Consider the following 25,703-nt stretch of genomic DNA (forward strand, 5'->3'; position numbering starts at 1 on the left):
TCCCTGAATGCTCCTTGAGAACATTGCCTTCACTATCGGTGACTATAAATGCGACGCTGGCGATCGCAGATTCAAATTCCTTTGCCTGATCTTTTATCTTTTATCTTTTATCTGTTTTCTGCGGGCGAAACTCTTGCCGAATCCAAGCCCTGTGTGTAGGCAATGTGGTGGAAACAGGCGTATTTTGGTGAACCGCATTTACAGACCTCCTACTCATTGGACGCCTACATCGGAGGAACTCCGCTCACGCCTCGATGGCCTATCGGTTTGCAAAAGGTGAGTCCATGACAGTGAACGGGCGAGCTCACAATATTGGGCGCCCATTGGACTTTGCGGCGGTGACTGATCACGCGGAGTACCTCGCAGAGATGCAGGCGACGAAGGTCAAATGAACGCCGGGTTACGACAACGCGAAGCTCGAAGAGCTAAGAGGCCTCAGTTTCTATGATGAGCAAGAGGCCTGGTTTCTTCGCGAAGTCGTAGCTAATGCTCGAGGCGGTCTACCTAAGTACACGACGTTTTACCCCGGGATGTTGCTGTTCAGAGTGCGTGGCAGTTGATGATTGATGCGGCGAACGATCACTATGCCCCGGGAAGTTTCACAACCTTGATAGCCTTTGAATGGTCTGCCGTCACCCAGGGCGGCAACATGCATCGCAATGTCATTTTTAAGGATGAAACGGTGCCGAGTATGCCGTTCTCATCAATAGACTCGCCTGATGAAGAGAAGCTGTGGCTTTGAATGCGCGAGCAGGAGCAGCAAGGCTCGTCCCTGATGGCGATCCCGCATAACTCTAATGCCAGTACAGGCTTTATGTTTGCGCCCATCGATAATGACGGGACCCCTATTGATAGCGAGTATGCCCGTACGCGCAGTCACTTTGAGCCATTGACTGAGATGGTGCAGATAAAGGGCAACTCAGAAGTTCACAGAAAGTTTTGCCCGGCAGATGAGTTTGCTGATTTTGAGAATGCAGACAGCGTTGAAATCTACAATAAGCGCAGCTTTAAAAAGCAGAACTTTGTTCGCGCGGCGGTCATCGAGGGGCTTCGCTACGAGCAAAGTATTGCTGCGAACCCGTACAAGCTGGGATTTGTTGGCGGCACCGACAGCCATAACGGCACACCTGGTGATGTCGTTGAGGACAATTATGTCGGTAGTCACGGTGCTGCCGAAGGCACAATAGAGCGCCGGCGGAACGCGGCTATTCCTGGATGGATTTTGGCCAAGGACTCGAGTCCGGGTTCTGTTACCGGAGGGTATGCAGTTGAGAGCACGCGCAGGGCTATCTATGACGCGCTTCGTGCTCGGGAAACCTTTGTAAGCTCCGGTCCGCGTATCAAGCCACGGTTTTTTGGGGGCACGGACTTGCCTGACCTATCCAGTGATCCCCGGATGATGCTAGAAAATGGCTATGCCCACGGCCAGCCTATGGGTTCGACCCTGACTGGCCTCGAAGCCGCTACCTATGAGAACTCCACAGGTGCCGTGGAGTTGATGGCGAGTTGGATCGATCCGGACTTTGATCCAACACTGCCCGCGCTTTATTACACGCGAACCTTAGAGATACCAACACCGCGATGGACGACCTACGATGCAGCGCGCCTCAAGCAGCCCTTGTTGGATGTGCCTGCGACGGTTTAGGAGAGGGCCTGGAGTTTTCCGATTTGGCACTGCACGCCAAGGTGTTGGTCATTCATCATGACCGAGTATTTGTCGGGAATGCCAATCTCGATCCCCGATCGATGAGGATCAATGCCGAGGTCGGCTTGCTGGTGAGCGGTGAAGAGCTCAACGCGCAAATTCGCGAGAGTGTTGAGCCGGACTTGATTCAGGTCAATGCCTGGAGCTTGCAGATGGATGATAGTGGAAGCGTTGTGTGGGTTTCCGAGGATAAAACGCTGTCGGAGCAACCGGCGTCGTCGTATATACAGCGGCTAAAGGATTGGTTTTTCGCGCATTTGCCCATTGAGGGGCAGATGTAAGTATTTGTTCGTCATGTCTTGAGTGGCGCATACTTGTAAACATAAACGTGATTTGTTGTAGGGAGAAGTCATGAATAAGAACTATAAGCTTTACGGCATAGCGAGTGTTTTCGCGAGTTTACTTATCGGTCAAGCACCGGTATCTGCACAGCATGACGGCGGCACGGTACCCGCCGGGAAGATCAGTGAGCTTTACCCGGGTAAGGTCTATTCACCCTGGGCGAACCGTGCGTTCCCTAGCCAGGTGTACTGGGGAGAGACGCACCTACACACAGGCTTGTCGCTTGACGCGGGATTGTTTGGCAATACCACGGGTCACGATACGGCTTATCGTCTTGCTCGAGGTGAGCAGGTGCTCTCGTCGACAGGGCAGCCGGTTAAGTTGAGTCGTCCCTTGGACTTTTTGGTGATCACAGATCACTCAGACATGATGGGCGTCGCTACGGATATCCAGCGCGGCGCGCCGAATGTTCTTGCTGTTCCAAAAGGTCGCGAGTGGGCAGAGGGGTTTCAAAAAGGGGGGCAGGCAGCCGCAGACGCGGCTTTTGACCTCATTGGTAACTTTGCTCAGGGAACCATCCCCACAGAACTGCTGGAGCAGTACAGTCCGGGATCTGAGGTTTACGACAATCTTTGGCAGGACATAGTCGAGAAGGCCGACAGCTACAACGAGCCGGGTCGGTTTACCGCATTCATTGGTTTTGAATGGACCTCGGTCCCCAAGGGTTTTAATCTGCACAGGAACGTGATTTTGCGCGACAACGGCGATCGCGCGTCACAGGTGGTTCCCATGACAACCTTGCCTCCGGCGGGCAGCACGGACCCCCTGGATCTCTACCAGTGGCTTGAAGACTACGAAAGTAAAACCGGCGGGAGGGCGCTGGCAATAGCGCACAACGGCAATCTCTCAAACGGCTGGATGTTTCCCGTCGATAAAACCTATGCGGGCGGCAGGGTTAATAAGGAATATGTGATGCTGCGGGCCAAGTGGGAGCCACTCTACGAAGTGACGCAAATCAAAGGTGACGGAGAGGCCCATCCGGCATTATCACCGGATGACGAGTTTGCTGATTACGGCACCTGGGACGTGGGGAACCTCGATATTTCTGAGCTCAAAGAGCCAGACATGTTGTCGCGAGAGTATGCGCGAGAGGCTCTCAAGCAGGGTTTTGCCCTTGAGAAGAAGTTCGGCACCAACCCTTACAAGTTCGGCATGGTTGGGGCGACAGATTCTCACACATCACTCACTACGGCAGAAGAAGACAACTTCTTTGGAAAGTCTGTGAGTGTCGAGCCCTCCGCGACTCGAGTGTCTCACCCCTTCGTAAAGTCTGCTCTGGGAGCCTTTGAGGGAGATGCACTACTTGCTTCTGGCTATCAGGGGATTTGGGCGACCGAAAACACGCGCAAGGCTTTGTTTGATGCCATGGAGCGCAAAGAAACTTATGCGACCACGGGATCACGTATGGCCGTGCGTTTCTTTGGTGGTTGGGAATTTGATGGCGACGATATACGGAGTCGACAGCCGGCTTTCGTTGGCTACGAGAAGGGCGTTCCCATGGGAGGCGATTTGCATACTGCCCCTGAGGGCAAGTCGCCGACATTTATGGTCTACGCCCTTAGAGACCCCATCGGTGCAAACCTTGACCGCATACAAGTTGTGAAAGGCTGGATGGATAAGCGCGGACGACTTCAGGAAAAAGTCTACGACGTCGTTTGGTCTGATGAGCGCGAACTGGATGAGAACGGTAAGCTTCCCGCTGTTGGAAACACCGTGGACCTCGAGGCCGCCAACTGGACGAACACCATCGGCGCATCGGAGCTGCTCACAGTGTGGGAAGACCCGGATTTTGATGCGAACGAAAGTGCATTCTATTATGTCCGGGTTCTCGAAATACCCACTCCACGTTGGGTCTTGTATGACAAGGTGCGCTTGGGCGCGAATATTCCAGCTCATGTGGAGCTGGTACACCAGGAGCGTGCGTACACATCACCTATTTGGTACACGCCCTAACTCGAGAGGCCTAGATGAAAGGTCTCGTTAGGAGGCGCTCGGTTTTTGGGCGTCTTCGAGTATTTTTTTGCGCGCCTCTAGAGGCACGTTTCCTGTTTCTGTGCGTACTGTTCCTCTGCCCCACATACGCTCGCGCAGCCAATGTTGATTGGCTGGTAGGCTGCTGGGAGTCTTTTGAGAGTTACAGTAAGGAAGTCTGGGTAAAGAACCCGGATGGCACACTGCTGGGCTTTAGCGCATCGGTAGAAAACGCGGATATCGCTTTCTATGAGCTGCTTTACATTCGAGAGGTTGGTGGCACGTTGACGTTCACCGCTCATCCCTCCGGTCAGAACCCGGCTACCTTTTTAGTGCGAGAGCTGGGGGATAAGCGCGTCGTCTTTGAAAATCCCGCGCATGATTACCCTCAGCTAATTTCTTACGAGCTAAACGACTCACAGCTGACAGCCGTTATCTCAACGACCAATGGCGATAGAAAACTGTCCTTTAAACAACAGCGTTGCCGAACAATAGACGAGTAGCCGGGACGGTTTTATTGGCGATACTTGGCTTGAGAGCTTGAGCCTGCTGTTGCGGCGATTGCGTATGGAGCGGGTGAGGAGAATCGAACTCCCATATGCAGCTTGGGAAGCTGCCGTTCTGCCTTTGAACTACACCCGCTTAGTTTTCACACCGAAGTCTACAGCACAGGCTGCGTGTTGGCTTATCCTTAATCCGCCCCTGGATGACCTGAACAGTCAACTTTGCGGAATACTTTGATTCAGTTCCCGCGATCGACGCTGCGCTTCCATCAGTTCTTCATTGGTTAACTGGCTGATGAGTTGGCTGCGCAAATTACGGGCGCGCATATCGCCGCGGGCACTTGCCAGGTTCAGCCATACATAAGCCTCGACAAGGCTCTGCTCCATTCCCCAGCCGGATTTGGCCATTTTACCGAGCTCGTACATGGCTTCCGGCACGCCACTCTGGGCCGCTTTTTGATACCAGTCTGCCGCGAGGGGAAAATCCTGCACTACCCCTCGACCGGCCAAGTAGGAGTTTCCTAGTTCCGCCTGTGCTTTAGAATGTCCTTTCGCCGCGGATTTGAGAAGTAAGCTATGGGCCTTGCGCAGATCCGCAGGATCACCCGTGTGGTCATACTGGCTAAAATACTGCATCGCCAGTCGATATTGAGCCAAAGGACTGCCATCGCTGGACTCGGCATCCAGCTCGTTGCCGGCAGCGACCGCAGGATAGCCCGAAGCGAGAGATTGCTCGGCGTCGAAAGCCCGGTCTCGCGTCTTTTGCAGCAGCAATTCATCCTCGGCAAAGCTACCAAAGGCGATCCAGGTGATGCTGGCCACAAGTAGAAAGCTGAGGAAACTCAGGACCGCCAGACTGCCAATGAGCGTTGTATCTGCGGCCACAAAGCGCGTGCCGCACTGATTACAGCGATACGCGAAATAGAGTCGGCTCTTCCCGGTTTTACCCTTAGGTTGCTTGCGCGATTTGCGCACACTGGGGCTTAAACATTGCGGGCACTTTGCCATCTGGGGTCGGGGTCGCCTGCATCGCTTATAAGAGAGGGGCCACCGGAATCACTATCCGGGGGTACGGTGTCTGCGATTGTAGACGAGTTGAAGGAATATCCAAGCCTCCTTTGAGCTTACTGGCCGCTGCTCGCCGTCGTGTGTTCCTATCATGAGTACGTTGCTTTCATCAGTTAGACTGTGGCACAGCAAACGCAGGGCCAGTGGTAGGTGATCATGGATCATGTGCCGATGACCGATCAGTACTTGAGTACGGGCGGTTTTTAGAATAAATCCAGGGAAGTTATCGATATAATGTTTAAGGTCCAACGTGGGGCTTTGGTCCTTCTATCGCTGGGGATCACAGCGGTTTTATCGGCTTGTGGCGGCGAAACCGTTGTTGAACCAGAACGCTACGTTGTAATTGACGGCTTTGCGGAACAGATGAAGCGGAACGTGGAGAGGCCGGCCGATCTGCATGAAGTGAGTGATGTCGACAGGGACGCTGCGATCATTCGCAAACGATGAGATGCAGCCCGATGGCATTATTACCATCGAGAGTCCTTTTGGGTTTGACGAGACACTCCAGCGAGTCAATGCGGCTATCGACGCACAGGGCGATACAGTGCATTTTGGGACGGTGGATTTTCAGGCCAATGCTCAGGCGTTTGAACTTACGATTCCGAGCTCCTACATGATTTTGTTTGGAGGGCCGGCCCCCGGAGGCAAGGCGATGGGGTCTTCGCCGACCCTGGGCCTTGATGCTTTTTGCCAGAAGTCGCTGGTCTGGCAAGATGCCGAGGGTACAACTTACCTGTCGTTCAATGAGCTTCTGGCCTTGGCGGATCGCCAGGGCGTTAGCAAGTCTTTGGCGCTGCGGGTCATCAACTTCCGACTCGAAAAGACCTTTAATGAGGCTTTGCAGAAAGAGGTGTTCTGAACGGCCTTACCGCACACGCATTAGGAGCTGTGGCGTATGAAACGCAAGCACTACGAAGAAGATCTGAGAGAGCTGCAGGCAGAACTGGTTGCTCTACAGGAGTGGGTGAAAGCCACAGAGCAGCGAGTGATTGTGGTTTTTGAAGGGCGTGATGCCGCCGGAAAGGGTGGTTGTATTCGTGCGCTTACTGAGCGCGTGAGCCCTCGCGTTTTCCGGGTGGTAGCCCTGCCAAAACCTTCGGACCGGGAGAGGAGCCAGATTTACCTGCAGCGCTACATCAATCACTTTCCTGCAGCCGGTGAAATCGTAGTATTCGATCGAAGTTGGTATAACCGGGCTGGCGTAGAGCGAGTCATGGGTTTTTGTACCGAGAAGCAGTCACAACGTTTTCTAACGGACTGCTCAAACTTTGAAAAAAGCATGATCGTAGAGAGCGGTGTGATTTTCTTGAAGTACTGGCTAGAGGTCAGCGCAGAGAAGCAGGAGCGACGTTTTCGGGATCGTATCGATGATCCTGTGAAGCAGTGGAAACTCTCGCCTACGGATTTACCGTCACGAGAGCTTTGGTACGAATACTCCCGCGCTCGCGATGAGATGTTTGAAGCAACAGATACTGAGCACGCACCTTGGCACATTGTGAACGCCGACGATAAACGTCGAGCACGGCTCAATTTGATCCGCCACTTTTTGGCGCAAGTTCCTTATGAGTCAGAGGCTCGCCCGACCATAGAGTTGCCACGGCGGGATAAAACGAACGCCTACGACGATCATGCCAGTATCGCCGGTCGACGTTGGGTAAAAGACAACTACGCTTAGTTCAGCCTGATTTCAATGTTCGTGTCGCCGTCTACGATAAACCGGGCCTCTTCAAAGTCAGGCTCTCCCAGACCCCGGGGATTGTTGCTGAAGCCATAGCTCTCACTGGGAATGCCCAGCATATTGCTGTCGAGTTTTCCGTTATTGTCTTCATCGTGGTAAAGCTTCACAGCATAGGTGCCCGGCGCGAGATTCGGAAACAGCAGTCTTACCGAGGGTCCCGACACACTGTCCTTGCCGACACTAATGGGGTTTTTTCCGTTTTTCCAAGCGGATGCAGAGTCAAACACCGCCACCATCATTGTGCCGCCGAAGTGGTCTATACCCACTACATCAATGATGAGTTGGTCAGCGTTGGCCTCAATTGTCATGACCAGGCTCAGAGCAAGTAAAGCGCCTGGTAGCAGGTTTAGGGGTTTTGAGAGGGACATGCCTTGGCCTTTTGTGCAGCTATCACTCGTTAAGAGTAGTACGGCGGGACTGTCGATGCATCTTATATCCAGAGTCTGGAGAGATGCTTCCCCCGGGTTCTCGCCGCGGACGACGTAAAAGCTCTGCGCCGCAATTGCGGCAATAGCATTGAAGCCGTGAGTGCAGTCGGGGCAGAAAGTACATACATAGGAGCAAATGTAAGCCTCATCACTGGAATTTAGGCTCATGTGGCATTGCTCCCGGGCTTTTTCCATTTCCAGGATGGTTGCTTCGCCTATAATTGGTTAACTCTTCTAGCTGGAGACAGTTTCTTGTTATATCAAGCGAAAGTCACGTCCGCATCTCGGTTCGCAGGTCGTGCAATGGCCCTTTGCTTGGCCCTGTACCTGACTCCTTCAGTAGCGGTTCAAGCCGATTCTTTATACGTGGGTGCTGGAGCGTACTTTACGGATGTCGAAATCGCTGCCGGGGATGAAGATGACATTACTCCCGCCGGTTTTGTGGGTTATCAGTTCCTGGACAGTAACGTGCTGATGTTGTCCGCAGAGGTCGGCTATTACGATCTCGGATCCTGGTCTAGAAGCCTCGACGAAGTGAGTTACTCCGTAGACGCCAGTGCACTGACTTTTGCCGGTGTGGCGTATGTACCCCTGGGGCCGTTCTTTGAGATCTACGCGAAAGCTGGATTGGCAGCGGTAGAAGTAAAAACACGCTTTGCTGATATGCCTCGTACTGATGATGATACAGAGACGTTTATCGGTGCGGGGGTCGCCTTGGACTTTTTCGACACCGTCGATATTTACGCGGAGTATCTTCAGTTCGATAACCAGATTGACTCCCGGATGGTTGGCGTGGGCATTCGTTTCGACTTTTTCTGAGTCGGATTATTGTTGTCGGGTTGTCGGGTTGTCGGGTTGACTGTGCTGGCTGGGACCGTCTAGTGGGAATTCTTGAACTGTCTGCAGTGAGCAAGCGTTTTGGCGGACAAACGGTGCTCGACAGCATCAGTCTGGAGTTTGCTCAGGGACGCGTGACCGCTGTCGTTGGCGCCAGCGGCTGAGGCAAGTCCACGATTCTTAAGTTGTGCAATGGCCTATTGAGACCCGACGGCGGTGAAGTTCGCGCATTTGGCGAGCCGCTGGATTATCAGCGCTTAGCTGAGATTCGTCAGCGCATGGGCTATGCCGTTCAGGGCACTGGGCTATTTCCGCATCTAAGCGCCGCTGACAATATCTCTATTGGCGCTCAGGTCTGTGGATGGTCGGAGCCGCAACTGACAACGCGCATGGCTGAGTTGCTTCGGCTAATGCACTTGGATGAGACGCTCTTGCAGCGGCACCCCCATGAGCTCAGCGGAGGGCAGCAGCAACGGGTTGGCTTGTGCCGGGCGATGATGCCTCGTCCAGAGGTGTTGCTGCTTGACGAGCCCTTCGCGGCGATTGACCCCATCCCCCGTTTTGATATCCACCAACAGTTGCAGCAGCTACTTGTGGCCGAGCCTGTCACCCTTGTGCTGGTGACGCATGACATGCGTGAGGCCATGTTGCTGGCCCAGCAAATCGTTGTAATGGATAAAGGTAAAGTTCGAGTGAACGAAGCCACAGCAACCTTGCGCGCGCAGCAACCTGATCTTGAGCCCGAGGCATTACTGCAGTCTCTTATGCCTAAGGTAATGCCGTGAAACAGTTGATCCTCGGTATGTTTCTGCGACACAGGCTCTTGCACAGCCATCGATTGTTGTGGGTTCCACGACTTTTAGCGAAAGCCACGTACTTGCCGAGATCGCGGCGCAGTATCTAGAAGCCCATGACCAGATTGTGGAGCGCAAAATTGGCTTGGGTGGCACGCTGATTAGCTATGAGGCCCTGGTTCAGGGTGAGCTGGATACCTATCCTGAGTACACCGGCACGCTGACCGGAGCTGTCTTTGACGACCCGGCGATGAATGCAGAGGGTCTAGAACCCGCGTTAGCGACGGATGGTTTGGAGTTCTATCTGCGCCTCGGTTTTGACAATAGCTATGCCATAGCCATGCCCGAGGATCTCGCAAAAGCCCGCGGTATTGTTCAGATATCGGATCTGACAGAGCACCCTGACCTGGATGTGGGTCTTTCCCACGAGTTTCTCAACCGGGGCGATGGCTGGCCGGAGCTGCAGCGCCGCTATGGTCTCCCTCAGCAGCCCAAAGGCATCGAGCATGCCTTGGCGTATCGGGCACTGGATGCCAGGCAGCTGGATGTTGCCGATGCCTATACAACCGATGGTGACCTTGATCTCTACAGACTTCGGTTGCTTGGTGATGACCTTAAGCTCTTTCCGGCCTATGACGCGGGTTATCTGATACGGCAGGACCTGCCGCCCGCCGTGAGAAATTTGCTTAGCGAACTGGAGGGACTCATCGATGAGCCGACGATGCGCGCGCTCAACCGGAGGGTCACCACCGATGGTCAGTCACCGGCTTTGGTGGCGTTCGCGTTTCTGCGCGACAAGGGCTTGGTTCGTAATCGACAGCGCCCGTCGGGCAGTGAAAGTCGCATCGCGTACAACACGGCCGTTTATCTCAAGCTGACAGCTGTCGCCGTGGGCCTGGGATGCCTTGTGGCAATACCACTGGTCCTGCTCCTTTCACGATTACCCCGTATTGCAGGTACTTTGCAGTATCTGGCGAGTTTGTTTCAGACCATACCGGCGCTGGCACTCCTTGCTTTACTGATTCCCGTACTGGGTTTGGGGCAAACCACAGCAATATTCGCGGGGATAAAAACGGCGGCAATCATCAGCATTGGCACAGCGACCCTGGCGGCTTTTGTGGGAGCGGGTAGGCTTGGAGAGCCGATTATTACAGGGCTCACTTTGAATAATCACCGTCTTATTCTCGAGGGCGTCATACCTGCAGCCTGCCTTGCGATAGCTACAGAGCTTGCATTTGGCTTGCTGGAGCGCCGTTTTGTACCGGCGCATTTGCGCGTTGGCTAGTCGGTTATGTTCTGCGCGGCAAAAGCTGTTAGGATTTTTGGTCTGCCTTTGCGATAAATGTCGCGAATAAGACATAGCCAGTAAAAATCGTCTACAAAAAGAAAGTACGTTTATCGATCCAGAACTCCAAAGCTCGATCTTTTATGCATTCGCTGGCGGCGGTGGCCTCTGCGGGGATGTCATTCGAGGTAACCCCTGCCAGGTAAGCTTGCTCCGAGAGTCACCTACAGGGTCACCACCTCCGGGTTTACACACACAGTGCCAGAGTTGGCGCATCAATGATGATGTCTGCGCCGTGCGGTGCTGGTCTCCTGCAGACACTGAGATTCGACTTTGTGGTCACGGTTTGCTGTGCTGCGGTGCCGCTTGGTTTGCTCAGGATCAGGCGGTAAGCCAACTCGAAATGAACGGCCTGCGGGCGGCGTTTCATGCTGACGGTGATAGATTTTGGATCGGTCTTCCTTCCATTAGCTGTGCAGCCTGTCGCGTGCCGCACTGGATAAATGAGTTTTTTCCGGTACCACCCTGGCGTGCCGCCGAGGCGGGTGATGATGAGGGGTACCTGGTGCTGGAGTGGCCTGAAGGTTTTGATCTGCACACGCTACCGATACCGACCTATGCCCTAGGTCGTAGAACGAAGCGTGCACTTATTGTGACCTGTCGGGACACGAGGTCCGCATCAGCAGACGTGCAACTGCGCTATTTCGCGCCTCAGCACGGCGTCCCTGAAGACACGGCGACGGGCTCAGCTATGCGCGTTTTGGCGACCTATTGGCTGAACCGTGATTTGAGCGACCAGCTTCTAGCGCAACAGTGTTCGAGCTATGGGGGTGAGCTACGAAGCCGTGTCAGCGGTGAACTCACTTGGGTAGGCGGAAAAGTTTTGAGTGGTACAACGAGAGATGCGCATGATAGTTGAAGCTATTCGTGACAGATTTATTGCCACTCGACAACGGTTCCTAACTATCTGTGAGCCCCTTGAAGTCGAAGACTATGGCTTACAGGCTGCTGAGTTTGCGAGTCCACCCAAGTGGCACCTCGCACATACCACATGGTTTTTTGAGACATTTTTGCTGAAGCAATTCGTGCCGGAGTATCAATCTTTGGAGCCCTTGTACGAGGTGCTGTTTAACTCCTACTACAATGGCATTGGGGCGCAGTACCCCCGGGGGCAACGCGGCTTATTATCGCGGCCGCTGCTTAGTGAGGTCCTGGCATATCGAGAACACGTAGATCGCGCCATGTTGCTGCTTCTTGATAGGAACGCCTTGGATGCCGATCACGAAATGATTCTCGCCCGAACAGTTTTGGGTATTGAGCATGAGCGTCAGCATCAGGAGTTGTTCTTTACTGATCTGAAGTACTCCCTGGGAGCAAATCCGCTGTATCCCAGCTATCGCTTTGGGACTTCTTCGGCAAGCGAAGTGCCCCTGGCCTTGGATTGGACGGCGTTTGAAGGCGGGCTTATTGAGATTGGGTATGCCGGCGATGACTTTTGTTTTGACAATGAACTGCCTCGCCACAGGGTCTACCTCGAGTCTTTTGACATAGCGAACAGACTGGTCACTAATGCGGATTACCAGGCCTTTGTTGATGATGGTGGATATGCACGTCCAGAGCTGTGGTTGGCGGATGGTTGGGCCACCGTACAGCGAGAACAGTGGGATAGCCCTTTGCATTGGGTTGAGCGAGAAGGGGTGGCGTTGGAATTTACTCTGGACGGCTTAAAGAAGAGAGCTGCGACTACGCCGGTCTGTCACGTCAGTGGTTACGAAGCGGAGGCCTATGCACGTTGGGCCGATGCACGTTTGCCCACCGAGGCGGAGTGGGAGCACATGGCCATGCAAACCGAGGCAGGTGAGTCTAATAGCGGTGCTTTTCCCTCCGAGCTTTGTCACCCACAGCCCGCAAAGGGAAGCGACCTGGGGCAGATATACGGCGGTTGTTGGCAGTGGACACAAACCGCTTATAGCCCCTATCCCGGATTCGCAGCTTCGGCGGGGGCTATTGGGGAGTACAACGGCAAATTCATGAGTAACCAGTGGGTGCTCCGCGGCGGCTCCTGCGTAACCCCCCGCAGTCAGGCGCGACCGACGTACCGCAACTTTTTCTACCCGCAAGATCGTTGGCAGTTCAGCGGCATCCGTCTTGCGAGATAAATCAATCATTTTGAGGGGACCTCTACAGACATGAATAAATCCTTGGGCAGTATCAGTCGTGTCAGCTTTCGGGATGAGCACCCTGACCTGGGCGACGGTCGCGCGGAGATTCTTGCCGGGCTTCAGTTATCGCAAAAGAGCGTGAATCCTAAGTGGTTTTACGATCAGAGAGGCTCTGAGCTTTTTGACAAGATCACACGTTTACCGGAGTACTACCCGACACGCACGGAGAGCATGATTCTCAAGCAAAACCGAGAATCCATCGCCCGTATCTGTGGCGATGAGAGCGTGTTTATCGAGCCCGGAAGCGGCTCTAGCGAAAAGGTGCGTATTTTGTTGGATGCGCTGCGTCCAGCCGTCTACGTGCCCGTTGATATCTCGGCTGATTTTCTTCGCTTGTCCGCCGAGACATTGGGTGAAGAGTATCCCTGGCTGGATGTCTTCGCGGTCTGCGCAGATTTTAATGCGGGCTGGAATTTTTTGAACGAATTGCCTTCGGCTCGGCGCGTAGTGTTCTACCCCGGGTCGACTATCGGTAATTTGGATCCGACGCTGGCGCAGACGTTCTTGCGCACGGTAGCGACGGTGGCTGGCAGTGAAGGGGGCATCTTGATCGGTGTCGATACTCACAAGTCTTCGGATCGATTGCACGCAGCCTACAACGACAGCGCCGGCGTGACCGCAGAATTCAATCTGAATGTGCTGCGGCGACTGAATGCCTTATTGAACGCTAATTTTGATGAAAGCGCTTTTAGTCATCGCGCATTTTACAACGAAGACTTACGGCGTATCGAAATGCATCTCGTTAGCGATGTAGACCAGCAGGTGAGCTGTGGGGGGATGACTATTGACTTCGTTGGGGGGGAGACGATTCATACGGAGTGTTCCTACAAATACAGTCCCGCCGACTTCACCGCACTAGCGAAGTCGGCGGGACTGGACGTCATAGAATCTTGGCAGGATGAAGAGGCGCTTTTCAGCGTCCACTATTTACGCAGCGCTGGCTGATTGTCGCGCGCTGTACGTTTTACCAATGACCGGTTCCCGGCTCTCCCTTAAATGGACCGACCAAGCGATTCGTGATCCAGCCGCCATAAAACTCACCGGCTTGGGGTTGCACGCGCTCACCGTTAACTAAGCACTCAAGCCGTGCCGGATAAAAAGAAGTGTGCCGGTCGATTGGAGCAAAGCTTAATGATGGATTAGCGTATAGCCAGGCTACGGCCTGACCCTGAGGATCATCCGCTAGAGCAAAGTAGCTGGCCTGTCCCTTCCACTCGCAAAAGCTGTGATTGGGGATCTTGCGGAGTTGGCTCCAATCGATATCACCCTCGGGAATGTAATAGCTTGGCGGGCTCGCAGTTTCCAGCACTCGAAGTGCGCTCCGGGTGCTCGCAACGCTAGCCCCGGCGTGAGTGACAACGACTAACTCGTCTGTCGGGACCAGTATTGGCGGACGGGGATAGTCCCACACTGATTCTTGCTCAGGTCCGGGGGCGACGGCAAAGTCAGGGCGTTTTTTTCCGGTATGTTTCCACATAGCTTTATTCTAGCGGGATTTCCACGGTACCGATTCGTTGCGCCTTCCGTTGAGTATCTCGCCGATTCTCCCCTTGCGCACAAATGCCTGGTAGGGCCACAAACAGAGCAGCACAGTCGTTGAACACACCACTGGAAACTTCAAGTCGGCGAGGACATCCCATGCATGTAATAGGAGGGCGACAGAGATCAGGGGGATGGAGTTCATGAAGCGCCTGACTTAAGACGCGTTTACGCGCGTGAATGCCACAGGAAAACTTGGCAGATTGAGTATTGTCGCGGCATCTGCTGGCGTCGCAATCGGGCGCTCATAGTGCGCGGCTAGTTCCACGACTTCCTCGACCAACTCTACATTGGTGGGTGCTCGGTTGCCGCTATAGGGTTCTAGTCCTACCTGCACATGACCGCCGCGTTTTATCGCAGCTTCTGCCAGGCCGCAGCCCACGCAGTCCGCTCCAAAGCTGGATACCAACCAAGGCACATCCCAATCACCGAGCATGCCTAGATAAGCGTCCAGACTTGCAGCAGTTGGCGGTAATCCAAAGGGTAACTCGTCTGAGGCAAAGTAGAGTTTGACCATGCTGCCGGGGGGGAGTTTGCCCGCACGATGATAGGCGAGGACGAATTTGAGAAAGCTGGGCTCGAAGATCGAGATGCTCAGCCCGATGTTTAGGCGCCTGCAGGCTTCCACGTAGTACCGCGAGTCGCTCATGTCATTGCGATAGAGATAATTGCTTGGAGCAAACAGGCCGTCCTCGTCGAGGAGCGATAAGTTGAAGGTCCCGGGATCGACCAGCCCCTGCGCTAACAAGCCTTCGGCCGCCATCTCTTCGACATGCTTGTAACGGGTCTCTACGCTTACGCCATCCTGACCCACGGGCATAGTGGGCGTTAAAATCGCGTCCGGTCGAATTTTCAACAGCCTGCGCCAGGGCCTTGCATAGCGCTCGGTCTCTAATTCGCCACTACCGCCAATGATGGGCTCATCGGTATGGTTGTGAATCAACGCTGCACCGGCCTCCATACAGGCGACGGCGTCTGCCACGATTTCATCGTCACTGTAGGGTACGTTGGGGTTGAGGACTTTGCTGGCAGCACCATTGAGGGATGCTTCGATAATCAGCGGTTTACCCGCAGCAGATGCTGATGACATAGGTCTTCCTTGCCGAGATTAGGCGGCCTGTGCTTCGCGGATGGTCGGCCCCGCGGTTAATGTCTAGTTTAGCTTTTTGAGCATGATAGCCGATCAAATGGTAGCCACTCTTTGGGGCGGTCTAGCCCGCTAACTGCGGAAGCAAAGTCATTGCGTTGTCGCGAAGAATCGCATTTCTGACGGCCACGCGGTCGGAGCTGTCCGTACACAGCAGGACTTTCGCCAAAGTTGCACCCAAGTGGTACCAGGGCCAGTCCGTACCAAAGAGCAGTCGCTCTCCGCCGGTTTTGGCGATGATGGTTTCCAAGCTTGTGATTCCCTGTCCATGAATACCCAGCCAGGCGTTTTGATGTGCAAGCGCCAATTCCAACATGCCTGCGCTGTCCCGGGCGCCCGCGTGGCCCAAAATAACCTGCAGTCTCGGGAAGTTCTGCAAAACGCCCGCGTAATGCCGGGGCACCGCATAGCGCTGACTTGACTCAGGTTCAATGCCCGCACGACCTCCGTGGAAGAAGATCACCATGCCCAATCGCTGGGCCTCTTCGTAGAGAGGCAGCATGCTTGGGTCGTCAGGATAGAAGCGCTGTACGGTTGGATGCAGTTTAACGACGCGGGCGCCGGTCGCCGCGTACCGCTTGAGTTGCTCCACGCGATCAGGGTCTTCTGGATGTACTGAGCAACCGGTCATCAAGCGGTCGCTTATCTCTGCAGTAGCTATTGCTGCTCGCCATTGTTCCGTGAGGTCGTCGCCAAACGGCAGGCCTAGCTTGATGGGTAGCACAAGGGAGTGCTGTACTCGCATCGCGTCCATTTCCGCGATGAGGTTGGGGATCGTGTGGCTGCGAACGACATCGTTGCCCCACAACCCCTGCGTGGTGAGGACTCTTTCGTTCTTGCTAAGCGCGTCTTCTGAGAAATTCCCGTTGATATAGATATCCAGGTCCAGTTCGCTCGGCGGCGTAGTTCCATCACAGTCCAGTAAATGGCGAACCCGGGGCGTTGCCGCCTGCAGGTCCAACTCCGGCTTGAAGAGTATCGACATTCCCAGATGCGCATGCACATCGACAATTCCCGGGAGGCTGTCATCAATGCATATCAACTCTCCAGCATCGCCAAGTTCAAACCAGGGTAGAGAGGCTAAGCCGCGATAACCCGCATAACGTTGCTCGCCGTAGGGTCCCTTCCCTTTGTTGGCAGCCTCGTCCCGTTGTTGCGTCGCGAGCTGGTCGATATCAGCCTGGGTGTAGCGTCCCGGGGCGGGATCGTCACTGCATCCGGGCAGGCTCACAGCAGCAATACCCCCGGTGGCGGCACCCAGGAGCTGGCGTCGGGAGAGGCCTGCCTTCATGAAGACAGTGCCGTAATCCCGGTGAGCAGCTCAGACAAGGTCCAGATTTTACGCGCTTCTTCGGCATCCACTGCATGAGCATCAACGCCTGTATAGCGGGCGGTATCGCTGCCCACTACGGTGCTGTTGGCGATGTTGCAGTCTTCACAGTAAACACCCCCGAGGCCTTCCAAACCCGGGGCAGTGGCTGCCCATAGGGTTGTCGCGGCCCCTTGCTCAGGATTCTTGAAGATAGCGTTAACCGTGCCCGCTTCGTCGATCCAGCCCATCGCAATCATTTCTTCTTTAGGCAAGTGGCGTTGCAGCGGCGTCATGATGCCGCCGGGGTGTACAGCAAAGGCGCGAACACTGTCACCTTGGCCCCGGGCATCAAGTTCTACGGCAAACAGGCTGTTGGCCGTCTTGGCCTGACCGTAGGCAATCCACTTGTTGTAGTCGTCTCGGGTGAACATCAGATCGTCCCAGCGAATCGGCGAGAGTTTGTGCCCAGTGGATGAAAGCGATACCACACGAGCCCCGCCGTTCGCCGCAAGGGCCGGGTAGAGCAGCACTGTCATTGCAAAATGTCCCAGATGGTTGGTGGCGAACTGAGCTTCCCAGTCATTGGCCAGTCGCGTTTCGGGGCAGGCCATAATCGCGGCGTTGTTGATCAGAATGTCGATGCTCTTGCCGCTGTCGATAAAGCGCTGCGCAAAATCCTTTACTGATGCCATGTCTCCCAGATCCAGTGCATCGACCTCGATGCTGCCGGGTAAATCTGCCAGCGCTTCCAGCTCGGCGCGGGCATGTTCCGGGCGCCGTGCCGGCACAAGTACCGAGGCGCCGGCGGATGCCAGAGCGCGGGTGGTCTCCAATCCCAGACCCGAGTAGCCGCCGGTGACCACCGCTAGCTTGCCTGTAAGGTCGATGCCCGCGATGACATGTATAGCCGTGCTGTCTTTGTTGAAAGCTGAATTGATAGGTGTTTGCGCTGTGCTCATGCTCGCTGTCTCCTGAGGGTGCTAGGCTTGTTCTTATGGGATAAGAATAACAGCGTCGAATTCTGTTGATGGGCTTTTATTACATCTTTGGCAGACGAGCGAGTGTATTGGATGAATGAAGCATGTTGAGGAGATGGGCGTTTTCATGAGCCCAGCGCTTGTCGCCGCTGGTGTCGGGCCTGTAGTACGTGTCAGCAGGTATCTCATTGCTACACTCCGCATTGCTAAACAAACGTATCTACGCCGAACACTCGCTCCGTGTCGATGCAATTACTGGCTGTTAATCCAACAGCCCCCCACTGGCGACGCTCACAAACTGGCGGGTCTGTGTGTCATGTGGAGACATCAGCGGTGTGAGATTCGCATCATCGGCAACCTCAACACAGCCGCGTGGGTTGGAAAACTCGCGAAATCCTTCAATTCCATGGTGACGGCCCATGCCGCTTTTGCCGCTACCGCCAAAGCCCAGGTTTTCCTGTGCACCTTGGAGCGCGACGCCGTTGGCTACGAATCCACCTGAAGTCGTATTGCGCTGTAAGCGCTCGATCAATGCTGCCTGCTTGGAATAGATATACACACCCAAGGGCCGCTCCCCATCCTGAATCCGTTGTTCTACTTGATCAAATTGCTCATAGGTAAGCACCGGAAGCACGGGGCCAAACACTTCGTGTTGATCGAGCATTGAGCCTGGAGCCGGGTTGATCACCAGGGTAAAGGGCATTCGGCAGGGATTGCTGCCTTCGCCGCGTTCTGCGGGCGAACCCAGCTCAATGACGCTTTCTGGATGAGCTGCTTTCGCTTCATCCACATATCGCTGTAAGCGGTCGAACTGGCGTGAATTAATCACTGCGCAGTTGAGTGTGCTGCGCGTGTAGTCGCCGGTCTTTGCGGCGATAAATTGGGATACCAGTTGGACAAAATGATCGAGCTGTGCGGATGGGACATAGCAATGATCAACAGTGATACACAGCTGTCCATTCTTTGTCAGCTTAATGCCAAGCATGCTCTCGACGTTCTCTTGGGTGACGGCATCATCAGTGAATACCGTGGGATTTTTGCCGCCGAGTTCCAGGGTCACGGGGACAAGGTTTTGTGCTGCATTAATCATCACTTCTCGACCGATAGCCGTGTTGCCGGTGTAAAGCAGGTGGTCCCAACAAAGGGTACTGAAGTGACGGGCGAGATCGATGCCGCCATTGACGACCGTTACCTCCTCGGGAGCAAAGTTCGCTGCAAGCATCTCGGCCAGGACTTCACCCACCGCAGGCGTTTGCTCAGATGGCTTGATGATGACCCGGTTGCCGGCCGCCAGCATTTCACACAAGGGTCCGACGCTGAGATCCACAGGGAAGTTCCATGCCGGCATGTTTCCCACAACCCCCTTTGCCTGATACTCAATGTACGCCCGGGAGCTTCCATAGACATCGGGGTTGAGCGGCCGTTGCTCCCGGGCCATCCAGGCCGGGAGCGCCTCAATAACATATTGTGCGCGAGCCGCGACGTTGAGCCCATCGAACATGTAGGCCGTGAGTGCCGAATGCTGCCCGTAGTCGCTGTTGAGTGCCTCGGCAATTTTCTTTGCGTTAGCCATAATCATGCCTGGAATGCGCTGCAGCTGATCGAGTCGCTGCTCCACAGAGGAATACGGGTGTCGTTTGTGCGCGTTTTTTTGAGCGGCAAAAACCTGCTCTAACTGTGCAATTTTGAGTTCGTCATGTTGTGCCATTGAGATGTGTTCCCTTTTATTTTTTGATTTAACCCTGCCCCCGGGTATTTGCCGTTGGCAACAGAGCTACCAACTGCTGAATGTTAGTGGCGATCCTACGCTACCCATCCAGCAGTGGGCCTTTTTAGACCCGAGGTTTGTAGCTGCCCTGTGAGATTCAACTCAGCGCCGCTCTCAGCTCCGTCGCCGCCGACGTGTCGAGGTATTCACGCAGGCTGTAAATCTTGCCATCGCGAATGTCAGCTACGACGCACACCGCCAGATCTAGTTTACTGTAATCAGGGAGTGTGCCTCGGACTCTGTGCTCCTCGACGAATCCCGTTGCGGTCGCCGAACGTCTCACCTCTTCGTAGCGAAAGTCCTTTACGACCTCAAGAACTGCGTGTGAGAATCCCAGTAGCGTATCCAGATCCATCGGTGGATTGTTGTTCTGCCATGCCTTTATCTCGGGTGCGCAGAGCGAACGTACGCGGTCCTCGTCGCCTGTGGTAAAAGCGTCAAAGAGTGCTTTGCAGATGTCTGTATTGTCCATAATAGCCTCTGTTTACAGGACTTATCTGGGTGCTGGCGTGGAGCTAGAAAAACCGGATGCCGGCGATAACCAGTGTAGCCGTTATGATTATCATTGAGCCTCCTCGTTTCCACTGGGTACTGCCGGGCAAGAGTCGCATCACGGCGAAGCTCAGTGCACCCAGCATAAATAGAAATGCGAGCTGTGCCACCTCTACACCGAGGTTAAAGGCAAGCAGTCCGGTGAGCAGAAAATCGGCAGGTAGGCCGATGTCCTGCAGGGCGGAGGCAAAGCCCAGCCCATGAACAAGTCCAAAGAGCAGCACCAGCAGGTAGCTACTGTGTGACTGTGTTTTGCTCAAAAGATTCGTCGTCGCGATCCAGGCAATGCTCAGCAGAATCAGGGGCTCTACCAGGGTTGCGGGCGCGCTGAACCATCCTAAGGCGGTGATGCCCAGACTCAGGGAGTGGGCGAGGGTAAACAGCGTAATGATGCCCACGAGCCCGGCCAGGGACGCTGAACCAAAAAACAGGGCGGCCACAAACAGCAGGTGATCTATCCCGTCGGGAAAGATATGTCGAAAGCCCGCAAGTGACAGATCTGCAAAAACGGCTCTAGCCTCTGCGGAGTCGATTGCCGTGCTTGATGTGGCAGCTGCGTTTGGTACTCCTGCAGCGGCTGTAATGGCGCTATCTAGCTTGAAAGCCGGAGAGCGCTGACCAGTGACCAGCCAGCGAGTTTGCTTTCGTCCGCTGTGCTCATCGATGAGCGTGTTGACGATGGGTTCTTCAAAACGGAAGCTGTCCAGATAAGTGATCTGCAGCGTGCTCGGACGTGTCTTTGATTGGAGCTTTCCGCCTAACACTAGCTCCGTGCGTGGCCAGCCCAGCGGGTCGAGAAATTCCTCTTTGGACAGCTCTGGGAATCGCAGTTCACTAAGCCTCAGCGGAACGCGCTCGCCATCGGCCGTAAGGGCGACAGCGCCAGGGAGTTGCGCCAGCGCTTCTTGTAAATCGGGAGAGTTGATGGGGTCGCGGTACTGGCTCCAGGCCCAGTAAGTCTCCCGACTCCCTGCGGTCACTAAAAGGTCAAGGGCGAGCTCCACTGTGATGCCGCCGTCATCGGCAACGCTCACCGATGATTTGGACATATTGAGGAGGTGGGCGTTCGCGCCGACCGCTATCAGCAGCAGCGCGACGAGTAGGCCGGCGCGCATCACCAGGCGACGGGGTGTGTCTCGCCCGTGGTGATGTTGACGAGTCCGCCGGGGTTACCCTTGTACGGTGCTACAAGTTGCCATTTCCAGGGCGAGGCTGTGAGGAACGCAAAGCGCATACGCTCGGGTAAGCCCGGGTTGCCAATCCAGTCCATTTGATCGGCCGCATTAAACAGCGCCTCAACCTCTGCGCCCACCTCGGTTACCGATCGCTGGGAGACCAGTCCTGCCACTTCCAGTCGCACCGTCGCGACCAGCTCACCGTTGTGTACCAGCGCCCAGCCGCCCTGCATCTGGGCAACGGTATTGGCGGCCAATGCCATCGCCGTATCGTCATTACCCAGCGCCCAGATGTTATGCAGATCATGCGATTGCGAGCTCGCCAGCGCTGAGCCCGGGGATAGGGGGCCCACATTTCGCCAGAACATGGTGGAGAGGGCCGCATCGCCATGGTAGCGATCGATCATGGCTACTTTGCTGATACCTCGCGCCGGATCTGCCCGCAGCTCACCTTCGGTGACAGCCAGCGTGTCCTTCGGTAGCTCGGGCTTAAAGTAAAAGGGCTCGAGCACGGCAATGTCCATGCTCTCGCGATTCTTTGCCGCTGGCATGACAAAGTCTTCAGCCGTCAGCTTACGCCCCACGTTCATGGTGTTGGTCGCCCAGGCGGGGTAGTCGATCTTGGGCACATCTAACAGGTACTTGCCGTTCTGGGCGGCCAGTCGTCCGCTGGCATACACCGACTCTACGGCAACGGTATCCGGATCCGTTAAGAGAACGATATCGGCAAAGCGTCCCGGGGCGATACTGCCCACCAGATGATCAATATGAAAATGCCGCGCCGTGTTGTAACTACCCAACTGATAGGCAATGGTCGTGGGTACACCGGCCTTGATCGCCGTGCGAATGTTGTAGTCCATGGAGCCAAGCTGCGTGGTGGTGTGCACATCGCGATCGTCGGTAGTAACCGAGATGTTGCTCCAGTCACTAAGCCCTTCTTTTATAAGGTGCGGGAAAAGGTCCCGCATAGCGCGGACTTTGACTTCCAGAAAAACGCCGCGGCGGAGCTTTTCCAGGCCTTCTTCGGGCAGACGTACCTCATGATCCGAGGACAGGCCTGCGGCGGCAAAGGCATTGATCTCGGCCGCGGTCACAAGTCCTGCGCCGTGACCTTCGATCACACCGCGATTTTGTCGTGTGGCCTGCATCATGCCCCAGATGCGTTTGTGACCCGGTGCGTCCAGTTCGCTTACCGCGGTCCAGTCCATGACTTCGCCGAGCCCCACAACCCGGAGGTCGCGCTTCATAAAGGCCGCCATTTCGTCATGGCCGTAGTAGCCGCCGCCAGATTCGTAAACAGTAGGCGGTGTCGCGGAGCCTACGGCAGGGAAGATTTTGAGAGGACTGCCGGCGTCTTCGGCGTAAAGCCAATAGTCCACATTGTTTTTACCCACGACGTTAGAGATCTCATGGGAGCCCTCTACGGTCCAAGTGCTGCCAAAGGGAACCACCAGTTCCGCTTCGTACTCTGGTGTCAGATAGCTGCTCTCAATATGCTTGTGGGATTCACCAAAGCCCGGCACCGCCCACAGACCGCTCGCATCACGCGTGGCTAATGCCTTACCCGTGAAGTTGCCACTGTTACCCACCCAGGCAATGCGGTCGCCGGCAATGGCAATGTCCTGTGCGGGCTCCCAGTTGCCAGTGAAGACGTTTAATAGCGTGACGTTATGCAGCAACAAGTCAGCGGGCGCGCGCCCCAGAGAAACCTGCAGTAACTGGCGCCGGGTTTCGACTTCAGGGGAGAGTTTGGTGGGTTCTTCACGGAATCCCGGCAGGGATTGCGCCATAACCTGACCGCAGATTAACAACGAGGTGACGAACAGAATTCGCATGGGGCTCTCCGCAATGAGGGGGTTCAACGCAAGCAATGATAGCCCAGCTGTTTTGTTGTGCGTGTCGAGGCTGTGCAATTCCTTTAGCAAACACGCTGTAGTGTCAATCAGGCGGATAGGCTATTGTTTGCGTTGATCACTTAGTAGGCTTATTTAGTGAGTTTTCTCGGCGAGTTAAAACGGCGCAATGTATTCCGTGTGGCCGGTGTTTACACGGTCGTTGCTTGGCTGCTGGTACAGGTGGCAGCGACGGTCGAAGAAGCCATCGCGCTGCCCCTGTGGTTTGACGCAGTTGTACTGTCCTTTCTCGTGATTGTGTTTCCTATTGCGCTGATCTTTGCCTGGGCCTTTGAGCTCACCCCCGATGGCATCAAACGCACGGCGTTGGTAGATGAGGACGAAAGCATTACCGCCCAGACCAGCTCCAAGCTTGATGTGGCGCTGATCATTTCCTTTTTGCTGTTCGCCGGGGCCATGGTGTTGCCGCGTTTTCTTGGCGAGGGTGCTCCTGCAGAGGCTCCGAATGTTACTGCTGCCTCTGATGCGGCCGCTGAGGAAGACGAGCTTGTGGCCCCCGCTGTTAGTACTCCGCCGGATGCATCGATTGCCGTGATGCCTTTTGCGGATCTGTCGCCTCGTGGCGATCAGGAATACTTTGCTGATGGTATTTCTGAAGAACTGCTGAACGTACTTGCCAAGGTGCAGGAACTCAAGGTGGCCGGGCGCACCTCGTCCTTCTCTTTTAAGGGTCGCAACGAGGACCTAGAAGAGATTGGTCGGGTACTCAAGGTCGCGCACATCCTCGAGGGCTCGGTGCGCTCCCAGGGTGATCGGGTGCGGGTCACCGCCCAGCTGATTCAGGTGAGTGACGGTTATCACCTGTGGTCCGAAACTTACGACGGCAACCTCAGCGATATTTTTGCCGTGCAGGACGATATCGCCCAGCAGATTCTGGTGGCGCTCAAAGAGCAATTGGTGGTCGAAGCGGCGCCCGAAGTGGCGCCTGCCACGCGCACGGACGTGACGGCGTACGGTTTGTTCCTGGAGGCGCGGGATCTGATTTACACTCGGGATGAGGTAAAGCTGACCCGCGCAAAAGCGCTTTTGGATCAGGTGATCAGCATTGACCCCGAGTATGCGCCCTCCTACGCGGCCCGCGCTAAGGCCTATTTACTACTGTCAGATGCCCCTTCGTCCTATGGAACGATTCCGGTTCAGGAGGCATCAGATAAAGCCGAATCCGATGTTGCCATGGCGCTGGAGCTTGCCCCAAAGCTCGCCGACGCGCATGCGGTGCGCGGCATGCTGAGTAATGATATTGGCAATCCTGACTTTGCCCTGGCTAGTCTGCGCCGGGCGCTAGAACTGAACCCAAATTCTCTGGATGCGCGCAATTGGCTAGCGCTGTCATTGACGGACAACGGACTTTTTCGCGAGGCTCTCGATGAATTGGCCGTGTTGATTGACATCGATCCGCTGTACCCCCCTGCCGTCAACAACGCCATGATTTACTCCGAGGAGTTGGGAGACTATGAGCAGGCAGTAGCGATTGGGGAGCGCTTTATAGCGCTGTCTAATGATCCCATTGTCGAGCTCGACTATCGCGCGCGGATTGCTACCTCACAGGGGCGTCCAGCGGATGCCTTGAAGCTCGTTAATCAGATACCGATTGTTGACCGTGGAAGACCGATTTCCCAGCGCATGGTATTCAGGTACATCGCGCTCGGGGAAGACCCACTGCAGTACGGCGTCGAAGATGCTAACCCAGGTTACCGTGCGCTTACTCGAGCGCTCCTGGGCGAGTCGCAGAAGGCTTTGCTTTTAGTAGAGGAAGCGCTGCGCGAGAGCCCAGGCCAGGTGTCTGTGCAATTGCGGTACATCGATGTACTCGATATCACTCAATCATATGAGCAGCTTTTGACCTACTTCGAATCACAGTTTTTGGGCGACTTAAATCTTTATGCCACCCGGTTACGATCTTCGAATATGACCGACTCTCCACCGTTCAGACAGCTGGCGCTGGCAGCTCGGGCGACGGGCAATGAGTCGCTGTATGAGGGAGCGATGCAGCGTTGGCGGGAGAGTATCGACGTTTTCAGAGCTGGCGGTTCTGCCTCACGAGGCCGCGACTTGGATGATGCCCGCTATTGGGCCATGCGCGATGCTCAGGACCTGGCGCTCGAATTTCTTGAAGCTGCGTTTACAAGTTCACGGATACTTGGAGTGTATGCACTGACAGATTGGGTTTTTGCGTCGATGCGTGAAAACCCAAGTTTTGTCGCTATTCGAAACGCTAACGCCGCGCGCATCAATGAGCAACGTGCGCAATTGGATTTGGAGCCGCTCCCCGCCGAGGTGTTTGTCGTGGGATCTGTGACTGCGGCTGGATGAGTTTTTTATGCGATGACGAGAGCAGTGCCGCCCAGGGCGTCTCAAGGCTCAAGAATAGTACGTTGAAGGGCTGGCCGCCGCTTACCAGCGAGTTCTTTACCAACCTATTGCTCT

At 55.1% G+C, this 25,703-nt stretch carries 25 protein-coding genes, 1 tRNA gene and 1 pseudogene; 16 read left to right on the forward strand and 11 right to left on the reverse strand.

From position 1 onward, the window contains the following. Positions 1-284 precede the first annotated feature (284 nt). From ACI9KD_RS09310 to ACI9KD_RS09335, 6 genes and pseudogenes are all read left to right on the forward strand, one after another. Positions 285-392: a DUF3604 domain-containing protein gene (locus tag ACI9KD_RS09310; RefSeq protein WP_414980893.1), complete on the forward strand. Its 108-nt coding sequence runs from the start codon at positions 285-287 to the stop codon at positions 390-392. Between the two features lie 167 nt (positions 393-559). After that, a pseudogene (locus ACI9KD_RS09315) lies at positions 560-1,390 on the forward strand (DUF3604 domain-containing protein); the annotation flags it as partial. A gap of 108 nt (positions 1,391-1,498) precedes the next feature. Continuing rightward, complete coding sequence (locus tag ACI9KD_RS09320) at positions 1,499-1,645, forward strand: DUF3604 domain-containing protein (protein WP_414980921.1); 147 nt, start codon at positions 1,499-1,501, stop codon at positions 1,643-1,645. A 23-nt stretch (positions 1,646-1,668) separates the two neighbouring features. Then, positions 1,669-1,986, forward strand: a complete 318-nt coding sequence (locus ACI9KD_RS09325; protein ID WP_414980894.1) for a phospholipase D-like domain-containing protein — start codon at positions 1,669-1,671, stop codon at positions 1,984-1,986. Between the two features lie 70 nt (positions 1,987-2,056). Next, positions 2,057-4,000 (forward strand): DUF3604 domain-containing protein, encoded by a 1,944-nt coding sequence (locus ACI9KD_RS09330; protein ID WP_414980895.1) that lies wholly within the window; start codon positions 2,057-2,059, stop codon positions 3,998-4,000. Positions 4,001-4,014: 14 nt separating this feature from the next. Then, positions 4,015-4,521: a DUF6265 family protein gene (locus ACI9KD_RS09335; protein ID WP_414980896.1), complete on the forward strand. Its 507-nt coding sequence runs from the start codon at positions 4,015-4,017 to the stop codon at positions 4,519-4,521. A gap of 65 nt (positions 4,522-4,586) precedes the next feature. Here the strand turns inward: ACI9KD_RS09335 and ACI9KD_RS09340 are convergent. Continuing rightward, a tRNA-Gly gene (locus ACI9KD_RS09340) sits at positions 4,587-4,660 on the reverse strand. 77 nt (positions 4,661-4,737) lie between these two features. Then, complete coding sequence (locus ACI9KD_RS09345; protein WP_414980897.1) at positions 4,738-5,406, reverse strand: tetratricopeptide repeat protein; 669 nt, start codon at positions 5,404-5,406, stop codon at positions 4,738-4,740. Between the two features lie 417 nt (positions 5,407-5,823). Here ACI9KD_RS09345 and ACI9KD_RS09350 point away from each other — a divergent pair, with 417 nt between their 5' ends. Genes ACI9KD_RS09350 through ppk2 form a run of 3 tightly spaced genes read left to right on the forward strand, consistent with a single transcriptional unit; the run spans position 5,824 to position 7,264 of the window. Then, positions 5,824-6,036 (forward strand): hypothetical protein, encoded by a 213-nt coding sequence (locus ACI9KD_RS09350; RefSeq protein WP_414980898.1) that lies wholly within the window; start codon positions 5,824-5,826, stop codon positions 6,034-6,036. Continuing rightward, positions 5,999-6,448 (forward strand): DUF302 domain-containing protein, encoded by a 450-nt coding sequence (locus ACI9KD_RS09355; RefSeq protein WP_414980899.1) that lies wholly within the window; start codon positions 5,999-6,001, stop codon positions 6,446-6,448. The genes ACI9KD_RS09350 and ACI9KD_RS09355 overlap by 38 nt, the downstream gene beginning before the upstream one ends. 36 nt (positions 6,449-6,484) lie before the next feature. Next, positions 6,485-7,264, forward strand: a complete 780-nt coding sequence (gene ppk2 / locus ACI9KD_RS09360) for a polyphosphate kinase 2 (RefSeq protein ID WP_414980900.1) — start codon at positions 6,485-6,487, stop codon at positions 7,262-7,264. On the opposite strand, the gene ACI9KD_RS09365 is transcribed toward ppk2, so the two are convergent. Beyond that, entirely contained in the window at positions 7,261-7,950 is a 690-nt protein-coding gene (locus tag ACI9KD_RS09365; protein WP_414980901.1) for a DUF1272 domain-containing protein, read from the reverse strand. The genes ppk2 and ACI9KD_RS09365 overlap by 4 nt on opposite strands. A 108-nt stretch (positions 7,951-8,058) precedes the next feature. On the opposite strand from ACI9KD_RS09365, the gene ACI9KD_RS09370 reads away from it, so the two are divergent. The 6 genes from ACI9KD_RS09370 to egtD all read left to right on the forward strand — a co-directional run bounded on the left by ACI9KD_RS09370 (position 8,059) and on the right by egtD (position 13,838). Beyond that, positions 8,059-8,574: an outer membrane beta-barrel protein gene (locus ACI9KD_RS09370; protein WP_414980902.1), complete on the forward strand. Its 516-nt coding sequence runs from the start codon at positions 8,059-8,061 to the stop codon at positions 8,572-8,574. Between the two features lie 194 nt (positions 8,575-8,768). Next, entirely contained in the window at positions 8,769-9,377 is a 609-nt protein-coding gene (locus tag ACI9KD_RS09375) for an ATP-binding cassette domain-containing protein (protein ID WP_414980922.1), read from the forward strand. A gap of 58 nt (positions 9,378-9,435) precedes the next feature. Continuing rightward, positions 9,436-10,671 carry a glycine betaine ABC transporter substrate-binding protein gene (locus tag ACI9KD_RS09380; RefSeq protein ID WP_414980903.1) on the forward strand — a complete coding sequence of 412 codons (1,236 nt, stop codon included), beginning with the start codon at positions 9,436-9,438 and terminating at the stop codon, positions 10,669-10,671. Between the two features lie 403 nt (positions 10,672-11,074). After that, positions 11,075-11,590 carry a PhzF family phenazine biosynthesis protein gene (locus tag ACI9KD_RS09385; protein ID WP_414980904.1) on the forward strand — a complete coding sequence of 172 codons (516 nt, stop codon included), beginning with the start codon at positions 11,075-11,077 and terminating at the stop codon, positions 11,588-11,590. Beyond that, positions 11,580-12,830 (forward strand): ergothioneine biosynthesis protein EgtB, encoded by a 1,251-nt coding sequence (egtB, locus tag ACI9KD_RS09390; protein WP_414980905.1) that lies wholly within the window; start codon positions 11,580-11,582, stop codon positions 12,828-12,830. Before ACI9KD_RS09385 ends, egtB begins: the two co-directional genes overlap by 11 nt. Before the next feature lie 30 nt (positions 12,831-12,860). Next, complete coding sequence (egtD, locus tag ACI9KD_RS09395; RefSeq protein WP_414980906.1) at positions 12,861-13,838, forward strand: L-histidine N(alpha)-methyltransferase; 978 nt, start codon at positions 12,861-12,863, stop codon at positions 13,836-13,838. Positions 13,839-13,857: 19 nt separating this feature from the next. On the opposite strand, the gene ACI9KD_RS09400 is transcribed toward egtD, so the two are convergent. The 8 genes from ACI9KD_RS09400 to ACI9KD_RS09435 all read right to left on the reverse strand — a co-directional run bounded on the left by ACI9KD_RS09400 (position 13,858) and on the right by ACI9KD_RS09435 (position 23,198). After that, positions 13,858-14,370 (reverse strand): DUF427 domain-containing protein, encoded by a 513-nt coding sequence (locus ACI9KD_RS09400; RefSeq protein WP_414980907.1) that lies wholly within the window; start codon positions 14,368-14,370, stop codon positions 13,858-13,860. A gap of 219 nt (positions 14,371-14,589) precedes the next feature. After that, a complete protein-coding gene (locus tag ACI9KD_RS09405) occupies positions 14,590-15,522 on the reverse strand; it encodes a 3-keto-5-aminohexanoate cleavage protein (RefSeq protein ID WP_414980908.1) in 933 nt (310 codons plus the stop codon). 121 nt (positions 15,523-15,643) lie between these two features. After that, the gene (locus tag ACI9KD_RS09410) at positions 15,644-16,870 is read right to left on the reverse strand and encodes an amidohydrolase family protein (RefSeq protein WP_414980909.1); all 1,227 of its coding nucleotides are present in this window, start codon (positions 16,868-16,870) and stop codon (positions 15,644-15,646) included. After that, positions 16,867-17,850, reverse strand: a complete 984-nt coding sequence (locus ACI9KD_RS09415) for an oxidoreductase (RefSeq protein WP_414980910.1) — start codon at positions 17,848-17,850, stop codon at positions 16,867-16,869. The genes ACI9KD_RS09410 and ACI9KD_RS09415 overlap by 4 nt, the downstream gene beginning before the upstream one ends. 280 nt (positions 17,851-18,130) lie before the next feature. Beyond that, positions 18,131-19,576 carry an aldehyde dehydrogenase family protein gene (locus tag ACI9KD_RS09420; RefSeq protein ID WP_414980911.1) on the reverse strand — a complete coding sequence of 482 codons (1,446 nt, stop codon included), beginning with the start codon at positions 19,574-19,576 and terminating at the stop codon, positions 18,131-18,133. Positions 19,577-19,733: 157 nt separating this feature from the next. Next, positions 19,734-20,108, reverse strand: coding sequence for a nuclear transport factor 2 family protein (locus tag ACI9KD_RS09425; protein ID WP_414980912.1), 375 nt, complete (start codon positions 20,106-20,108; stop codon positions 19,734-19,736). 43 nt (positions 20,109-20,151) lie between these two features. After that, complete coding sequence (locus ACI9KD_RS09430) at positions 20,152-21,303, reverse strand: HupE/UreJ family protein (RefSeq protein ID WP_414980913.1); 1,152 nt, start codon at positions 21,301-21,303, stop codon at positions 20,152-20,154. Continuing rightward, positions 21,303-23,198, reverse strand: a complete 1,896-nt coding sequence (locus tag ACI9KD_RS09435) for an adenine deaminase (RefSeq protein ID WP_414980914.1) — start codon at positions 23,196-23,198, stop codon at positions 21,303-21,305. The genes ACI9KD_RS09430 and ACI9KD_RS09435 overlap by 1 nt, the downstream gene beginning before the upstream one ends. A 156-nt stretch (positions 23,199-23,354) precedes the next feature. Here ACI9KD_RS09435 and ACI9KD_RS09440 point away from each other — a divergent pair, with 156 nt between their 5' ends. Continuing rightward, complete coding sequence (locus tag ACI9KD_RS09440) at positions 23,355-25,589, forward strand: tetratricopeptide repeat protein (RefSeq protein WP_414980915.1); 2,235 nt, start codon at positions 23,355-23,357, stop codon at positions 25,587-25,589. Positions 25,590-25,703 lie beyond the last annotated feature (114 nt).

This window comes from Congregibacter sp. (assembly GCF_047617445.1).
In the GTDB taxonomy this organism is placed as follows: domain Bacteria; phylum Pseudomonadota; class Gammaproteobacteria; order Pseudomonadales; family Halieaceae; genus Congregibacter.